This is a genomic window from Pseudomonas sp. PI1, assembly GCF_000812405.1.
In the GTDB taxonomy this organism is placed as follows: Bacteria; Pseudomonadota; Gammaproteobacteria; order Pseudomonadales; family Pseudomonadaceae; genus Pseudomonas; species Pseudomonas citronellolis.
In genome coordinates, this window is the sequence record NZ_JWMC01000051.1 from 1 (window position 1) to 17,664 (window position 17,664).

At 69.4% G+C, this 17,664-nt stretch carries 5 protein-coding genes; all 5 read right to left on the minus strand.

Annotated features, from left to right (window positions below; translation table 11 throughout):
* Nucleotides 1-464 precede the first annotated feature (464 nt).
* The 5 genes from RN02_RS17485 to RN02_RS17505 are packed head-to-tail and all read right to left on the minus strand — an operon-like array spanning nucleotide 465 to nucleotide 17,635.
* Complete coding sequence (locus RN02_RS17485) at nucleotides 465-2,564, minus strand: site-2 protease family protein (protein WP_177331065.1); 2,100 nt, start codon at nucleotides 2,562-2,564, stop codon at nucleotides 465-467.
* Nucleotides 2,564-3,904 carry an efflux RND transporter periplasmic adaptor subunit gene (locus RN02_RS17490; protein ID WP_043271620.1) on the minus strand — a complete coding sequence of 447 codons (1,341 nt, stop codon included), beginning with the start codon at nucleotides 3,902-3,904 and terminating at the stop codon, nucleotides 2,564-2,566. The genes RN02_RS17485 and RN02_RS17490 overlap by 1 nt, the downstream gene beginning before the upstream one ends.
* A gap of 6 nt (nucleotides 3,905-3,910) precedes the next feature.
* Complete coding sequence (locus tag RN02_RS17495; protein ID WP_043315488.1) at nucleotides 3,911-4,696, minus strand: efflux RND transporter periplasmic adaptor subunit; 786 nt, start codon at nucleotides 4,694-4,696, stop codon at nucleotides 3,911-3,913.
* Nucleotides 4,680-6,269, minus strand: coding sequence for a TolC family protein (locus RN02_RS17500; protein ID WP_043271616.1), 1,590 nt, complete (start codon nucleotides 6,267-6,269; stop codon nucleotides 4,680-4,682). Before RN02_RS17500 ends, RN02_RS17495 begins: the two co-directional genes overlap by 17 nt.
* 44 nt (nucleotides 6,270-6,313) lie before the next feature.
* A complete protein-coding gene (locus RN02_RS17505) occupies nucleotides 6,314-17,635 on the minus strand; it encodes a VCBS domain-containing protein (RefSeq protein WP_043315491.1) in 11,322 nt (3,773 codons plus the stop codon).
* Between the last annotated feature and the right edge of the window lie 29 nt (nucleotides 17,636-17,664).

Sequence of the window (17,664 nt, forward strand, 5' to 3'; positions counted from 1 at the left end):
TTTTTCGTGGGAGCCGGGGAGGGTAACCGAAGGGGGTGGGTGTTATGGGGGGGAAGGCGTTGCAATTTGTTGTGGGGGGGTGAGAGCGCCCTCTCCCCAGCCCTCTCCCGCAAGCGGGAGAGGGAGCCGTTCGGAGCGGTCGGATAGTTCAGCGTCAACCGGCAAGTTCGTAGGGCGCATAACCGTTCGCGGTTATCCGCCGCATCTCGGCGCGGGGCAGGACAGTTGCGCCTACGCCGCCCAACCCTCGCCATTCCAATGTAGGAGCGCGCCCTGCGCGCGAAGTCGCGGGTAGGGCCCGCTTACGTTCCAGGAAGCACGGCTTTTCGTAGGATGGTGTTGAGCGAAGCGATACCCATCATCACGACCGCATGGGTTTCGCCAAGGCTCAACCCATCCTACGAAGAGCGCCTCGGCGCAGCTCCCATGCAGGAGCGCGCCCTGCGCGCGAAATCGCGGGAGCGCTAGAACCCACTCTCGCGCATGAACACCGCCGCCAGGTGCATCAACCCATCCGCCAGCAGGCTGCGGCGCTGGCCTTCGATCTGCAGGTGGCCGCGGGTTTCGTGGAGGTTCGGTGGGGCTTCGTCCAGTTGCACCAGCACGTGGAACAGCGGGCTGCTGGGCACCAGTTGGTCGCCGTGGGGTTGCACCGCCAGGGGGCCGCCGTGGCGGGAGGCGAGGGCCGGTTGGCCCAGTTGGCCGATGCGCGTGGTGCCTATCTGCAGGACCTTGCCGGTGATCGCCCGGGGCACGCCCTCGGGGTAGAAGCGCACCGCGCTGCCTTCGCCCAGGCGCTGGATTTCGTCGGGGCCGACGTAGGCGTCCACCTGCCAGCTGCGTGGGTCGATCAGCACGCCCAGGGGTTCGCGGGTGCCTATCCACTGGCCGCCGCGCCAGTCCGGGTTCAGGTCCAGCCACTGGCCGGCGAAGGGCGCCTGCAGGTTCAGCCGGGCGATTTCCGAGCGGGCGGCGCGGGCTTCCTGGAATTGCACGCCGTAGCGCTGGCGGGTGGCGGCTTCCTCGGCCAGGCCGCCGGGGTCGGCCAGCAGGCCGGCCAGGCGGGCGCGGTAGCCTTGCATGCTGGCTTCGTTGCCGGCCAGGCGGATGGTGATGTCCGGCTGGTCGAGCACCACCAGGGTCTGCCCGGCCTGCACCGGGCCGGCCTTGCGCACTTGCTGCAACAGCGCCGGGAAGGGCGCGTAGAGGCGCACCTGGTGCTCGGCGCGGGCCAGGCCCACGGCGTGGATCTGGCTGCGCCAGGGCACCGCGACCAGCAGCAGGGCGGCCGCCAGCAGGAGGAGGAAGAGATGGCGGCGGCCGCGGCGCACTTCGCCGCGGTGCTGCCACCAGTGTTTCAGTTCGCGCCAGATCGGCTGCACGATGAACCAGGAGATTTCCACGGCGAAGAGAAAGATCCCGAGCAGTTTGAAGAAGAACAGGTAGACGGTCACCGCGATGCCCAGGAACAGCACCAGGCGGTACACCCAGGTGACCATGGCGAAGGCCACCAGCAGGCGCCGCTGGCGTGCCGGGAAGGCTTCCGGCCAGGCTTCGTCGAGCCCCAGCAGGTTGCGCCGCAGGGTGACCTTGGCCAGGGCCGTGGCGCGCTCGTGCAGGTTGGGGAAGTCGAGCAGGTCGGAGAGAATGAAGTAGCCGTCGAAGCGCATGAAGGGGCTGGCGTTCAGCGCCAGGGACAGCGCCCAGCTGGTGGTGGCCAGGTACAGCAGGGCGTTGCGCAGCGGGCCCGGGTCGCTCAGCGCCCAGCCCAGGGTGGCCAGCCCGGCCAGACCCAGCTCGGTGAGGATGCCGGCGCTGGCGATGGCCAGGCGTTGTTTCGAACTGCGCAGCTTCCAGCTCTCGCCGGTGTCGGTGTAGAGCATCGGCCACATCACCACGAAGGCGATGCCCATGTGCGCCACCTTCAGCCCCAGGCGCGTGGCCACCAGGGCGTGGCCCAGTTCGTGGAGGGTCTTGGCCACCACCAGGGCCAGGGCGAAGCTGAGCAGGCCCTCGGTGGAGAAGGATTCCACCACGTCGTGGCGGAAGGTGTCCCACTGGTGCGCCACCAGGACGATGCCGAGCAGCCCCAGGCCCACCACCAGCACGCCCATGAAGGGGTGGAACAGCCAGCCCAGGGCGCCGGCCAGGCGCCGCAGGTGGCGTTGCGGGTGCAGCAGCGGGATGCGGAAGAACAGGTAGTGGTGCAGCCACCATTTCCAGGTCAGGAACTGGTTGCCCTCGCTGGCCTCGCGCAGGCGCTCCAGGGCCTGGGCGCCGGGGCGCACCAGCTGGTGGCGTTCGAGGAAGGCGCGAAAGCCCAGCACCTGCTCGACGTCGGGCTTGAGCGCGGTCTGCTCGGCGATGTCTTCGGCGATGCGCCGCGGCGTCTGCTCCCAGCGCAGCAGGCATTCGAATTCCAGCCAGCCGATGCGGAAGAAGCGGTTGGTGACGTTGTCGTGGATCACCCAGGCCGGCTCGCCGTCGGCATTGCTGCCGGCCTCGGCGATGTCGAGGTCGTCGCGCAGCGGCGGCGTGGGCAGGTCTTCGGCGGCGGCGTCCATCACCAGCCGGTCCAGGCGCGGGCGGCGGCCAGGGGGCGGCGCAGCAGGTAGTAGCCCAGCGGCACGCGCTCGCCGTAGAGTTTGGCGGTGCCGTGCAGGCCCAGGCGGGCGTGGGCCGGGGCGCCCTCGACGCTGGCCAGCAGGCGGTAGGAGGCCACGCCGTCGTCGCCCGGGCGCGCTTCGTAGCTGGTTTCGAGGATTTCCCCGTGCAGCGGCGAGAGCGGGTAGGCGGTGAGGAACAGGGTGACCGGCGCGCCGCTGTCCAGGGCGATGGCATCGGCCACCGGCAACTGGATGCGCATGCCCGGCTGGCGGGGATCGGCGACCTGGAGGATGCGCTCGCCGGTGACCACCGGTTTGCCCAGCCAGTCGTTGGGGTCGCTGTACACCGCCACCCCGGCGCGCGGCGAGAGCACCGTGGTGCGCGCCAGCTGCGCCTGCACCGCGGCCAGTTCGGCGCGGCGTTGCCGCGCGGTGCCGTTGAGCACCGCCAGCTCGCCCTTGCTCTGCGGGTTGTCGAAGGCGCGCTGGCTGGCGGCCAGCAGCTCGGCGTCGGCCACCGCGACTTCCTTGGCCAGCACTTCGGCGCGGCTGCGCAGGGTGGTTTCGTCGAGGGCGAATAGTGGCGTGCCGACCTCGACGCTCTGGTTCGGCCGCACCAGCATGCGGGCGATCACCCCGTCGATCGGCGAGCTGATCACCTGGGCGTTGCGCGACACCACCTCGGCCGGGGCCAGCGCGGTCTGCCGCACCGGCACCAGCAGCATCACCGCCAGCACCGCCACGCCCAGCAACAATTGGCGCCGGCTGGGGCGCCAGAAGCGCAGCGAGCGCGGCTTGCCGAAGGCCGCCCAGCAGTGCGCCCAGGTCTGGAACACGCCCTGCAGCAGGTGCTCCACCGAGGGCGCCGGGGCTTCGTCGAGGAGGAACACCAGCAGCCCCAGGCGCTGGCCGTGGCGGTCATGCAGGGGGATGACCCAGAGCCCGCTGGGCCACCATTCGGCCCAGCCTTCGGCGATGTCCTCGGGCACTTCCAGGGTTTCGCGGGGCAGCCAGCGCGGCGCGGCGTCCGCCACCTGGCCGCTCAGCCAGCGCCCGGCGCGGCGCAGCCAGACCAGGTAGGGCGAGTCCTCGGTGGGGCGCGCAAGGCCGGAGATGCACAGCAGCTCCAGCTGCTGGCCGTGCTGGGCCAGCACCAGCGCCTGGTGGAAGCGCAGCAGGGCGTAGAGGTCGTTGGCCATGGAGAAGGCCAGGGCGTTCAGCGACTCCGCGGCCAGGGCGCGGTCGCGCAGGTTGGCCAGGCTCAGCAGCAGCTGGGGTGGCGGAAACATCTCGCTCATGGCTGCTCACTCTTGCGCGTCGGGGAAGCGCGCGGTACCGCTCATGCCCGCGATCAGTTCAGGATAGGCCGCATCCAGGCGGGCCTCCAGCTCGACGGTCTGGGCTACGGCGTCGACCCGCGCGTTGATGGCGCTGACCTTGGCCGGGTAGCGCTTGCCGGTCTCGTGGATTTCCACTTCCACCGGCATGCCGGGCTTGAGCTGCGGCAGCAGGGTGGAGGGCACGTTCAGGCGCACCTTGAGGGCGCCGTCGCTGACCAGGTCGAACAGCGGCGCGCCGGCCTGCACGGTCTGGTACGGCTTGACGTAGACCTTGGCCACGCGCCCGGCGAAGGGCGCCTGCACCTGGCAGTAGCCGGCCTGGGCGCGGGCCAGGGTGAGGGCGCCCTCGGCCTTGCTCACCTCGGTGGTGGCCATGGCCACTTCCAGTTCGCCGGCGGCGTCGAGCTTCTGCAGGTTGCGCTTGGCCGCCAGGTTCTGCCGGGCCATGCCCAGCTCGGCGGCGGCGACCTTGGCGCGGGCCTGCACCTCGACGCACTGGAGCTGGGCCAGCGGGGCGTCCTTGGCGACCTTCTGGCCGAGGCTGGCCTTGAGTTCGCCGAGGGTGCCGTTCATCTGGCTGGACAGGGTGGTCTCCAGGTCCGATACCAGCAGCACGCGGATGGCGTTGGGTTCGTCGCCGGCGGCCGGCGGCGGGAGGGTGGGGTCGCCGTCGGCGGCGAAGGCCGACGGCAGCAGGGCGAGGAACAGGAACGGCAGGCACGACAGGCAGGACTTACGGCTGTGCGGCATTGGCGCTTCCTTCGTTGCTGCTGGAGAGGTTGTTGCCGGAAAGATTGCTGCTGGGGGCGCCCGCGCTGCTGGCGGTCAGCAGGTTGCTGCCGCTCTCCTGTTCCAGGGTGCGCTGGATTTCCCGGGCCAGGGTCTTCACGTCGTGGTTTTCCACCTTGTCCGGCAGCACGGCGAAACCCACCGAGTTGTACAGCCGGCCCCAGGCGGCCTGGGCGTCGGAGTAGGCGGCCTCGCGCTGGTAGCGCGAGAGCAGGTAGCGGCCTTCGGCGCGGATCAGCTCCAGCTCGGTGCCCAGGGCGGCGCTGCGGGCCTTCTGCGCGTAGTCCAGCAGGCTCTTGTCGACGCGCAGGCTGTCGTCGGCGAACTCCACTTCCTGGCGCGCCAGCTGGTAGCGCAGCAGGCCGACGCGGACCTGGGTGAGGATGGCCATGGACAGCGCGGTGCGGCGCATGTCGTCGGTCTTGGCCTGGGTCTGCTGGGCGGTGTTCAGCGCCGGGTACTGCAGCAGGCGCAGCAGGTTGATGGAGACCTGCACGCCGGTCTCGTTCCAGTGGTTGTTGTACAGGTACTTGTTGGAGTCGTACTGGTAGCCGTAGTTGACGCTGACGTTGGGCCACAGCTGGGCCTTGGCGATCTTCAGGTCGTTCTCGTCGACGCGCTTGCGGTACCACTCCTCCATGATTTCCGGGCGGTGCTGCAGCGACAGCTGCTCCAGTCTCTCGACGTTGCTGGTGACCAGCGGCAGCGGCGGCTCGCTGGTGTCGGCCAGGAGCATCTTCGAGTTCGGCGGCAGCGACATCAGCGCGGCCAGTTCGGCGCGGGCGAACTCCAGGTCCTGGCGGCGCACGGTGAGCATGTACACCGAGTCGAGCAGGGCGCGCTGGTAGGCGAGGATGTCCTGGCGCGGCAGCAGGCCCTGGTTCTCGGCCTCGCGGGCGGCGGTGAGGGCGCGGTGGGTGCGCATCAACAGGTTGTCCACCTCCGGCAGCAGGCGCTGGGCGCCCAGGGCCCGCCAGTAGGCGTTGCGCACGTCCTGCATGACGTTCTGCGCCACGCGCTCGCGGCGTTCCTCGGCCATGTGGATCTGGTCGGCCTTCTGCTGGGTGCGGTAGTAGGCCACGCCGAAGTCCAGCAGGCTCCAGGACAGGCCCAGGCTGTCGATGTCGCGGTAGCGCTCCTCGGAGGTGGACGGGCGCAGGGACACCTGGCGGTCCTGGATACCGATGGAAGTGCCGCCGGAGTCGTTGTTGCGCCCGGCGTAGCCGGCCGAGGCCACCAGGCGCGGCAGCATCTCGTGGGCGGTGACGTCGCGCAGGTCGGCGGCCAGGGCGCTTTCCAGCAGCTTCAGGCGGTAGTCGAGGTTGTATTTCAGGGCTCGCGCCGCGGCCTCGTAGAAGGTGATGGGCGCGTTCACCGGCTCCTGCTCGCGGTACATGCGCGCCTGGTCGTCGATGACGCGCTGGCGCATCTGCTGTTCGTCGTAGGGTTTGGACTCCATCAGCGAGGAGCAGGCGCCAAGCACGGTGCTGACGGCGATGATGGCACTCAAGGCCTTGAGGCGTTGTCCCGGCATAAGCATTCCTTGTTCAATGCGTGTTTTTTTCTGTCGATCCCGATTCAATTCGCGCTCCCCCTGCGTTGCGCGGCTTCGCGCAGCTGTTGGCGGAAGCCGCGGGCGGTCTGCGCGGGCTTCTCGGCGGCCGGCACCAGGTCGCTGGCGCGCGGCGCCCAGAGCGAGGGCTCGCTGAGCAGGCCGTCGGCGCTGAGGTTGGCGCGGCCGTGGCGGCCATCGATCCAGGCCCTTTCCCGTTCGCTGGCTTCGCGGCTCTCGGCCACCGCCTGGGCCACGTACTGGCCGGGCACCAGGCCCAGGCCCGCGCCGATCGAGTCCGCCTCGACCTCGGGGGTGAGGAACAGGTCGGCGCGGTTGCCGTCGACGTGCCACATGGATTGCATGAGGCGCTGCTCGATGCTCTCGACTTCCGGCAGCACGAAGATCGCCGGCTCCAGGCCCAGGCCGGGGGCATTGCGCTGGCCGTCGCCGGGGCGCTGGCCGAAGTAGGGGCCGGCCGGCGGCTGGATGTAGGGCGAGGCGATCTCCAGGGTGATGGTCAGCTCGGCCTGGTCGGTGGCGCCGGCGAGGTCGGCGACGGTGTAGGTGAAGACGTCCTGCAGCACCCGGCCCAGGCCGGCGGCGGCGAGCACCTCGGGGTTGGTCTGGTCGATGCTGTAGGTGTAGCTGCCGTCGGCATTGAGGGTGAGGAAGCCGTAGCGCCCGGCCAGCACCTGGCCGACGCTGCCGGCCGCGCCGCTGGCGTTTTCCGCGCCGACGCGCACGCCGACCACGCTCAGGCGGTCGCCGCCGTCGACGTCGCTGTCGTTGGGCAGCACGTTGCCGCTGGCCTGGGGCGCGACCACCTGGTCGCTGGCGGTGTTGCTGTCGTTGCGCGCCACCGGGTTGTCGTCGGCGCCCTGGATGGTCACGGTCAGGCGCGCATCGGAGGTGGCGCCGGCGGTGTCGCGCATGCGGTAGGTGAAGACTTCGCGCAGGGTCTCGCCGGCGGTGCGCAGGGCCTGCACGACCGGGTCCGCGTTGTTCACCTCGTAGCGGTAGCTGCCGTCGGCGTTGAGCATCAGGGTGCCGTAGCGGCCTTGCAGCACGCTGCCGGCATTGGCCACGGCGCCGGTCTCGCTGCTCACCGTGAGCACCTGGCGCGTCTCGCCGTTGGCCACGCCGTCGACGTCGGTATCGTTGTCCAGCACGTTGCCGGTGGGGTTCACGCCCGGAGTGGCGTTGTTCACCCCGCCGGCCTCCACGGCGATGGCGGCGTCGTCGTGGGCGATGGGCGTGTCGTTGGCGCCGTGGATGACGATGACCAGCTGGGTGCTGCTGGTGGAGAGCCAGGTGTCCGCGATGGTGTAGGTGAAAACGTCGGACAGCGTCTGGCCCGCGGTGCGCAGGGCCTGCACCTCGGGGTTGGCGTTGTCCACCCGGTAGTTCCAGCTGCCGTCGGCGTTGAGCGTCAGGGTGCCGTAACGGCCCTGCAGCGGCGTGCCGACCACGCCGTTGGGCGGGGTGCTGGTGTCGGTACCGGTGCGTACCTCGGTGACGGTCAGCGGGTCGTTTTCCAGGTCGGTGTCGTTGCCCAGCACGTTGCCGCCGGGGTCGACGCCCGGCACGTTGTTGTTCAGGCCGCCGGCCTCGGTGGCGTCGGCGCCGTCGGGGTTGGCCACGGGCGGCGAGTTGAGGCCGAATATCACGATGTGCAGCTGGGCCAGGTCCACCAGGCCGCCGCCGTCGCGGACTTCGTAGGTGAAGTAGTCGCTGAGGGTTTCCAGCAGGCCCAGTTGCTGGACGATCGGGTTGCCGTTGTCGACGTGGTAGGTGTAGGTGCCGTCGGCGCCGATGATCAGTTGCCCGTAGAGGCCGTCGATGATGGTGCCGTTGGCATTGCTGGTGCCCGGGCTCACCGCCACCAGGGTGCCGCCGGCGCTTTCCTGGCCGCTGCGGATGCCGCTGACGTTCTTGCTGTCGCCGGCGTCCACGTCGGTGTCGTTGGTCAGCACGTTGCCGCTGGGGTCGAAGCCGTCACTGATGTCCGGCTTGGCGGCCAGGGCCAGGTCCAGGTCGTCGTTGGCCACCGGGGCGTCGTAGGCGCCGCGGATGGTCAGGGTGAGCTGGGCGATGTCGCTGGCGCCGGCGGTGTCGTGCATGCGGTAGCTGAAGGTCTCGACCAGCGTCTCGCCGGTCTTCAGCGCCTGCACCCGGGCGTCCTGGTTGTTCAGCACGTAGCTGAAGGCGCCGTTGGCGCCGATGGTCAGGGTGCCGTACTGGCCGGTGATCACCTGGCTGCCGCTGACCGTGGTGAAGCTGCCGCCGGCGGCCTCGGTGCCAGTGCGGATGCCGTCGACCGTCTTGCTGTCGCCGGCGTCCACGTCGGTATCGTTGGTCAGCACGTTGCCGCTGGGGTTCACGCCCGGGGTGCCGTTGTTCACCCCGCCGGCCTCGACGGCCTCGGCGCCGTCGTTGACCGCCAGCGGGTTGTCGTTGCGGCCCTGGATGGTGATGGTCAGGGTGGCGGTGGTGGTGGCGCCGGCCAGGTCGCGCAGGGTGTAGGTGAAGGTTTCCTGCAGGGTGTCGCCGGCGGTGCGCAGGGCCTGTACCAGCGGGTTGGCGTTGTCCAGGACGTAGCTGAAGCTGCCGTCGGCATTCAGCGTCAGGGTGCCGTAGGTGGCGATGAAGGCGCTGCCCACGGTGCCGGCGTTGAGGCCCTGGCGGAAGCCGGCCACGCTGAGCACGTCGCCGGCGTCCACGTCGCTGTCGTTGCCGAGTACGTTGCCGGTGGGGTTGCTGCCGGGCGTGCCGTTGTTCAGGCCGCCGGCCTCGATGGCGGTGGCGCTGTCGTTCTGCGCCAGCGGGGTGTCGTTGGCGCCGCTGATGGTGATGGTGAGGGTGGCCTGGTCGGTGGCCAGGGCAGTGTCGATCACCGTGTAGGTGAAGGTGTCGACCAGTTGGTCGGCGCTGCTGCGCAGGGCCTGCACCCGCGGGTCGCTGTTGTCCAGGCGGTAGCGGTAGCTGCCGTCGGCGTTGAGCGTCAGCCAGCCGTACTGGCCGCGCAGTTCCACGCCCAGGCTGCCGGAGCTGCCGCTGCCGCTCTCGGCGCCGGAGCGCACGGCGCTGACGGTGGTGGTCTCGCCGTTGCCGGGGGAGTCGACGTCGGTGTCGTTGACCAGCACGTTGCCGATGGGGTCGACGCCCGGCTGGTTGTTGTTGATGCCGCCGGCTTCCACCGCGGCGGCGCTGTCATCCCGCGCCACCGGGTTGTCGTTCTGGCCATGGATGACGATCAGCAGGAAGGACGGGTCGGAGAAACCGCCCTTTCCGTCGGTCAGGGTGTAGTTGAAGCCCTCGAACAGACTGTCGGTGTCCAGCCGCAGCGCCTCGACGTCCGGGTTGGTATTGTCCAGCGCATAGCTGTAGGTGCCGTCGAGGTTGATGGTCAGGGTGCCGTAGGTGCCGACGATGACGGTGGGGCCGTTGCTGGCCAGGGGCGTGCCGTTCACCGTGGCGACGCTGATGGGGTCGCCGTCCGGATCGAAGGCCAGGGTGGTGATGTCGCCGTTGGGGTCGCTGCCCGGGCTTGTGTTGTTCACCCCGCCTTTTTCCACGGCGGTGGCCACCACTATCTGAGCCACCGGCGGGTCGTTCACCCCGCGGATGGTGATGACCAACTGGGCGCGGTCGGTGAGGCCTTCGGTGTCGGTGATCTCGTAGGTGTAGATGACCTGGATGGTCTGCCCGGCGGCCAGGCCCTGGATGCTCGCGTTGTCGCTGTTGACGTCGAAGGTGAAGGAGCCGTCGGCGCCGATGGTCAGGGCGCCGAAGGAGTCCGGGTCGGTGATCTGCGAACCGTTCTGCTCGGCATAGGTGGCCTGGATCACGGTGCCGTTGCTGCCGGAGGTGCTGCCGGCGGTCACCCCGGTCATGCCCGGGTTGGACAGCTCGGTGGCCGAGCTGATGCCGGTCACGTGCAGGTTGCTGCTGGGCCGGTCGATGCGGTCGACGTCGCTGTCCACGCCGTTGCCGCCGGGCTGGGTGGCCGGCCCCGGGCGGCTGGGGAAGAGGATGACGTTGCCGCTGGGGTTGCTTTCCAGCGTGGGGTCGTTGGTGGCGGCGGCCTGGGCCGAGGCCTGGTCATCGCTGGCCACCGGGTTGTCGTAGGCGCCGTTGATGGTGATGCGCAGCTCGGCCAGGTCGCTCAGGCCGCCGGCGTCGGTGACGCGGTAGGTGAAGTACTCGAACAACTGGTCGCCGACCACCAGGCGCTGCACCGCGGTGTTGTCGTTGTTCACCACGTAGGTGTAGCTGCCGTCGGCGCTGATGGTCAGGGTGCCGTAGGTGCCGGTGATGACCGTCGGGGTGCCGTCGACGACGTCGGTGATGCCGCCGGAGGCCGACTCGCGCAGGTTGCGGACGCCGGTGACGGCCATGGTCTCGCCGTTCTGGTCGACGTCGGTGTCGTTGTCCAGCAAGTTGCCGGTGGGGTTCACGCCCGGGGTGCCGTTGTTCACCCCGCCGGCTTCCACCGCGGTGGCTCCGTCGTTGACGCCCACGGGGGTGTCGTTGGCGCCGTGGATGGTGATGGTGATGGTCGAGGTGCTGGTGGCGCCGGTCAGGTCGGTGATGGTGTAGGTGAAGACTTCCGTCAGGGTGTTGCCGTTGAGCCGCAGGGCCTGCACGGTCGGGTTGTCGTTGCTGACGATATAGATGAAGCCGCCGGTGCTGGAAATGACCAGCCCGCCATAGGCCCCCTCGACGATGCGGAAGCTGTTCTCCGGCACCCCGGTTTCGGTGTCGCCCTGCACCCCGGCGCTGATCACCCGCAGGACATCGTTGTTGGTGGCGATGTCGACGTCGGTGTCGTTGCTCAGCACGTTGCCACTGGGGTCGGTGCCGGGGGTGCCGTTGTTGGTGCCGCCGGCCTCGACGGCGCTGGCCGTGTCGGGGTTGGCGATGGGCGCGTCGTTGACCGGGTCGATGACGATCTGCACCTGGTCGGTGTCGCTCAGGGCGTCCTGCGGGTTCTGCCCGGGGATGCCGTCGTTGTTCGCGTCGCCGAAGTTGCCCTGGTCGTTGGTGAGCATGGTCAGGGTTTCGCGGTCGCGGAAGGTATTGAAGTCCTGGTTGCTCTTGTAATAGACCTGCGACAGCAGGACGTTCAGCTGCTGCAGGGTGCCGGTGAGCACCAGGGTGTTGCTGGCGCCGCCGGGCGGCGTGTCGTTCGGCCCCGGCGCCGTGGCGCTCTGCCAGAGCACGCCGTGCTGCACGCTGAGGGTGATGCTGAGGATGCCGCTGCCGGCGTCGGAGTCGGCCACGGCCAGCCCGGTCAGGTGCAGCACCGTGTCTTCCTGGCCGTGCTGGCCGGCGATGGTGTTGACCGGCGCTTCGTTGAGGTGCACGTAGCCGGCGTCGGCGCTGCCGCTGGCGCCTTCGCCCAGGGCGATGCTGACGTTGCCCAGGCCGCTGGCGCTGGTGCCGGTGTCGGTGTCGATGCGCACGTGGAAGCGGTTGCTGGCGCTGAGCTGCACGCTCTGCGGCACCACGATCAGGTAGTTGCCGGCCGGCAGCAGGGCGAACTCGTAATGGCCGTTGGCGTCGGTGAGGGTGCTGAACACACGGTCGTCGCCATTGCCGAAGATGCCGTCGGCGCCGGCCCAGGTCAGTTGCACGGTCAGCCCGGCGAAGCCGGTGCCGTCGGGCGTGGTGCTGTTGTCCGCCGACTGGGTGTCGTCCCACAGGGTGCCTTGCACCAGGCCCAGGCCGGCGCCTTCGCTGAGCACGTAGTTGTTCAGCCCGGCCGTGCCGTCCTGGCCGGTGCGCTCGCCGTCGCTGCTGCCGGCGGCGCCGGGCAGCGAGCCGCCCCAGCCGCCGGTCTCGAAGCTGGTCGGCAGGCTGGTCCAGGTCAGTACCGCCGCGCTGGACGCATCGTCCGCGACCACGGTGTTGGGCACGGTGACGGTGTAGATCACCTGCACCTTGTCGCCTACTGCCAGGCGGTCGAAGTCGACGGAGATGGCGCCGTTGGCGCTGACGCTGATGCCGGCCGGCAGGTTCGCCAGGTTCAGCGCCGCGCCGTTGATCAGGATGCTCTGCACCTGGTAGTTGCTGCCGTTGGGGAACTGGTCCTGCAGGTGCACGTTGTAGGCCGGTATCTCGCCGTTCTGGGTGAAGCTCACCGACACCGTGGTGGTCGTGGTGCCGACGCCCGGCTGGATGTCGATGACCTGTTTGTCCAGGCCGGTGAAGCCGGGCTCCACCACGCGCTCGAAGAGGATATCGCTCTTGCCGCGGTCGACGTCCTGGCCCGGCTGGCCCACGTGCTCGATGGCCTGCACGCCGAGGGTGGCGCTGCTCTGGTTGCTGGTCACGTTGGTGACGCGCACGTTGAATTCCAGCACCACGCCTTCGATGTCGCTGTCGTTGGTTTCGGTGTTGGTCAGGTTGCCCAGGTTGAAGGTCACCGTCTGGGTGCCGTCGGGGTTGGTGACGATGCTCAGGTTGCTGGCGTTGCCGTCGAACACGCCGCTGGGCACGACGCCGCTGAGGTCGGCGTTGATCGCCTGGGCCACGGCGCTGTCCTGGTTGCCCTGCATCCAGACGCTGCCGCTGCTGACCAGGGTGCGGTCGCTGGACAGGCCGTTGAGGTTGCTCGACACCAGGGCGATGAGGATGTTGTTCAGGTCGGCGGGAAGCAGCTCCAGCCCGGCGGCCAGCTCGATGCGGACCTGGTAGTTGGGGTTGTCGCCGGCGGGCACCAGCACCACCACGCGGTAGCGGATCACTTCGCCCACCACGACGTTCTCGCTGAGCCCGGAGGTGTCCGTGGCGCCGCTGTCGTTGGTGGCCGGTGGGGTGTCCTGCACGCCGCCAACGCGGGAGATGCGGATGCCGTTGCTGACCGGGAAGGGCAGGATGGAGTCGAGCCGGTAGTCGTTCAGGCTGCCGCCGTTGAGCACGCCGTCGGCGCCGCTGCGTTCGCCGGCGTTGGCGCCGTCGAGGCTGGTCCACTGCACCTGGGCGACGTTGTTGAACACCGCCTGGCCGGCGGCGCTGGCGTTCACCGTGCCGCGCAGGTGCAGGACGATGCTGCCGCCCTTGGCGATGTCGATGTTGGCGCCGCTGGCGGTGACCAGCTGGCCGCCCTGGATGACGAAGTCGACGCCGCCGTTGTTGGTGGCGCCAGAGTAGATGACGCCGGTGAGGGCCACGTCGTCCAGCTCGCTGGGCAGGGTGTCCAGCAGGCTGATGTCGAAGGCCGCGTAGTCGTTGGCGCCGTTCCCGTTGCGGATGGTGATGGTGAAGTCCACCACGTCGCCTTCCTCGAAGCCGACGAAGTCCGGGACGGTGTCGACCGTCTGGCTGATCTGCAGGGTGGGCTCGCGCACCGTGATGGTGGGCGCGCCGCCGCTGAGGTTGACCTGGCGCTCCAGCGGCGTGGCGCCGTTGGCCGTGTCGCCGTCGGGGTCCTGGTAGTGCAGGTTGGCGCTGTTCTGCAGCGACTTGTTGGCCTGGTTGCCGATGACGTTGCTGACCACCAGTTGCACGCGGATGACGAAGGTGTTGTTGCCGGTGTTGTTGTCCGCGCTGGTGGCGAAGGCGCTGAAGCCGAAGCGCGCGTCGACGCCGTCGGCGCCCAGGGTGCCGCCGACGCCGGCGATGCCGCTGATCACCACGTTGCCGGCGAAGTCCTGGGCCAGGCTGCCGCCGCTGCCCGCGGCGGTGAGGATCAGCTGGTAGCCCTGGCCGCCGTTGAAGCTGGTGTCCAGGCGCATGCCCGGCGGGATCAGGTCGTCGATGCTGAGGTTGCCGGTGCTGCCTTCGGGCAGGCGCACGACTATGTCGTAGAGCATGCTCTCGCCGACCACCAGGTTGCTGCCGGTGGTGTGGCTGGCGCTGGAGTCGCCGTCGTCCAGGCTGCCGCCGGCGAAGACCTTGCTGATCACCGGCGCGGCGACCTGCTGGTTGGCCAGCTCGGTGAGGTCGGCGCCGGGGAGGAAGTCGCTGCCGCCCTCGACGCTGGCGTAGTGGGACAGGCTCGCCGTGCTCTGCAGCGTGCGGCTGGCGGCCACCGCGGTATTGACGGTGACGTCGTAGGTGATGACGACGATGTTCTGCCCGCTGTTGTCGGCGGCGGTGCCGGAGCGCCCCGGCAGCAGCGAGGCCACGGCGCCGGCGTCGAGGAAGGTGATGGTGTTGCCGGAGACGCTGTAGTCCACGTTCAGCTGCAGCAGGGTGCCGTCGCCGCGGTAGATCTGCAGGTTGGCCGCGGCCAGGCTGCCGCCGACGAAGGCCAGGTCCGGCGGCAGGGTGATGCTGGTGACCACGTCGAAGGCGCCGCCGCCGCCGCTGTTCTCGATGGCGGTGGCCAGGCGCAGGGTGTCGCCGGCGTCGATGCCGCTGACGTCGCCGTTGATCGCCGCAAGGTCGGTGACGTTGCCGCTGAAGGGCTTGCCGCCGGTGCCCGGCGCGGTCCAGGTGCCGCTGGTGCCGGTGACCGTGCCGTTGCTGCTGGAGACCACGCCGTGCCTGATGTCCAGCACCGGCTCGGCGATGGACACCACTTCCTCGACGTCCGAGGAGATCAGCGGCGTCTGGTCGATGGTGGTGGTCTGGCTGGATTGCGCCAGCACGTCCAGGGAGCGCTGGTCGGCGAAGGGCTGGTCGCCCACGCGCAGGGTGAAGGTGACGACGATGCGCCCGCCGGCGGTCTGGCTGATCTCGTAGTCGCCGAAGTCGAACACGATGGAGTTGCCGGGGCCGACGGACACCGTGACCGCCCGCGTCGGGTCGCTGTCGCCGGCGCCGAAGTTCCACTGGTTGACGCTGTTGCCCTGGACCAGGTTGCCCAGGGCGCTGACGTCCAGCAGCGGCAGCGGCAGGTAGGCGGTGAGCTTGAAGTTCTCGTAGTCGCCGGTGAGCAGGTCGTAGGACAGCTGGAAGGTCACCAGGTCGCCCGGGCGCAGTTCGCCGGAAGCCGGCGGGGTGCCGCCGTTGACCTGGATGATGTCGATGTCCACCTGGCTGGTGGCGATGGTGCTGCTGGTGCTGGAGCCGTCGCTCTGGAGGCCGCCGATGTTGACCACATCCTCGAGCACGGTGGCGTTGACGGTGGCGTCGTTGCCGAAGCTGTCGCCTTCGTTGATCTCGCTCTGCGGGTAGGTCGAGGTGTAGGCCTGGTTGATGAACGCGTTGTAGCTGATCACCGCGGTGGTGGCGGCGGTCTGGATGTTGTCGAAGGCCAGGTCGCCGAACAGCGCGCCGAGCAGCTCCGAGGCCTGGCGCAGCGACTCGCCGATGTCGATGACGATGGTGGTGGTGCCGTCGGCGTTGGCGGTGGCGGTATAGAGCAGGTTGATGGTGCCGCTGCTGCCGTTCTGGCTGAGGGCCATGGTCAGCGGGCCGGTCAGCGTCTGGCCGTCGGCGAGGGTGTCGGTAATGGTGAACTGGCCTTCCTGGAGGATGTTCTCGCCGAAGGCGAAGTAGTCCGACAGGGCCACGTTGAGCACGTAGCGCAGGGTGTCGCCCGGGCTCAGGCCGGTGGTGCCGACGTCGGTCTGCAGCACCGCCTGCTTCTGCAGGGTGATGGACTTGGCGACGAACTCGCCGCCTGTGCCGTCGCCGGTGGCGCTGAAGTCCACGTCGGTTTCCGGTGGCGTCAGGTCGCGCGGGTCCAGCGGCGTCCACTGGCCGGTGGCGCTGGGGGCGCCGAAGTCGATGTTGACCGGGTTGCCGGTGGTGGGGTCGAGCACAGCGGTGCCGTCGGCGCCTACCTCGGGCACGTAGAAGGTCACGGTGGAGGTGGCCGGCGCGCTCAGGGTCGCGTAGGTGATGCTATAGGAAGTGATGAAGATGGTGTCGCTGGCGATGGCCGCGGCGATCGCCGTCGGGTCGGTCAGCACGCTGCCGTTGCGCAGGGTGATGGAGGTCAGGGTGCCGCCGGCGCCGGGGGTGATGGCAGTGACCTGGACTTCGCCCGGCACGTTCTGGGTGACCACCACGTTGTGCAGGGTCTGGCCGCTGGCCGGGGTGACGGTGACCGTCTGGTTGTGGGTGAAGTTGGGGCCGGTGGCGGTCTCGCCCTCGGTCATGTCGAGGTTCTGGGTGAGGTCGACCAGGGTCGGGTGGATCAGCAGCGGGTGCAGCGTGGCTTCCACCAGGCTGGGGTCGACCGTGGGGTTGTTCAGCGAGTCGTTGCCGTACTCGAAGCCGCCGCGGGCGCTGATGGTCAGGTCCGGGTTGCCGCCGGTGAGGCTGGTGTCGGCCAGGTTGCTCAGGCTCGCGGTGATCTGCAGGGAGATGGTCGGCTGGTCCTGGGACACGCTGGCGTAGGGCACCAGCAGCACCACCATCTGGTCGCCCGGGCGCATGCCGACGCTGGCGGCGGTGATCACCAGCGGGTTGCCGTCCGAGCCCTTGGCCAGCGGGTGGGTGGCGTTGCCGTTGGCGTCGAAGGTGATGATGTAGCTCTTCACCGTCTGGCCCAGGTAGGTGGCGCTGACGAAGCTGATGCCGTCGTCGCCGTCCTTGCCGGTGGCCGGCAGGAACAGGTCGACGTAGGGGGCGTAGCCGACCTGGCTGGAGGTGTTGCTCAGGTCGACGGTGAAGGTGAACTGGCCGCCGATCAGCACGTCGCTGTCGGGCATGCTGATGCTCACCGTCGGGGCGGCGTCGGCCAGCAGGCCCTGGAAATGGTCGAGGGTGCTGGCGGACAGGGCGATGCTCTTGTCGATGTCGCCGTGGCGCACTTCCAGGTTCCAGTCGCCACCGGCAGCGTTGGCGCCCGTGGCGTTGCTGGAGGCGCCGACGTCGGCACCGGTCCATTGCGCCAGGCGGTCGACCAGGGCCTGGCCGGCGCTGCCGGCGCCCACGGCGCAACCGTAGAGCTGGATGTCGGCGCCGGCATCGAGTTCGCCGCGCCAGCTGTTCAGGGTGCTGCCGAACTGGTCGAGGTTGGCCGCGGTGAAGGTCTGGTTGCCCAGGGTGAACTGGCCGGAGGCGCCGTGGGAGAAGATCTGGATCGAGTCGACCTTGCCCAGCTGCGCCAGCGCCGCGCTGATCGCCGCCAGGGCGTCCTGGCCGGCATCCACCACCAGGGTGGTGACGTTGGCCGCGAGGTTGGCGGTCAGTTGCTCGCGGTTCTCCACGCGGCTGTCCAGCACCACCAGGGTGCGCGGCTGGCCCGGGGCCTTGGCCGCGGCGGCGTCCGGGGTGCTGGGGGTGTGGCTGGCGTCGGTCTGGTCGGCGTGGTCGCTGGCGTGGTGCTGCTGGTCGGCCGCGGAAGCGGCGGCGCCGTCGAAGAGAATCCTGGGTTCCAGGGCCAGGGCCTGGCTACGGGGCCGGAACGCAGCGATCGGACGGCTTGGTTTCGACATGTCCATACGAATTCCCACATCAGAAATCAGCGATC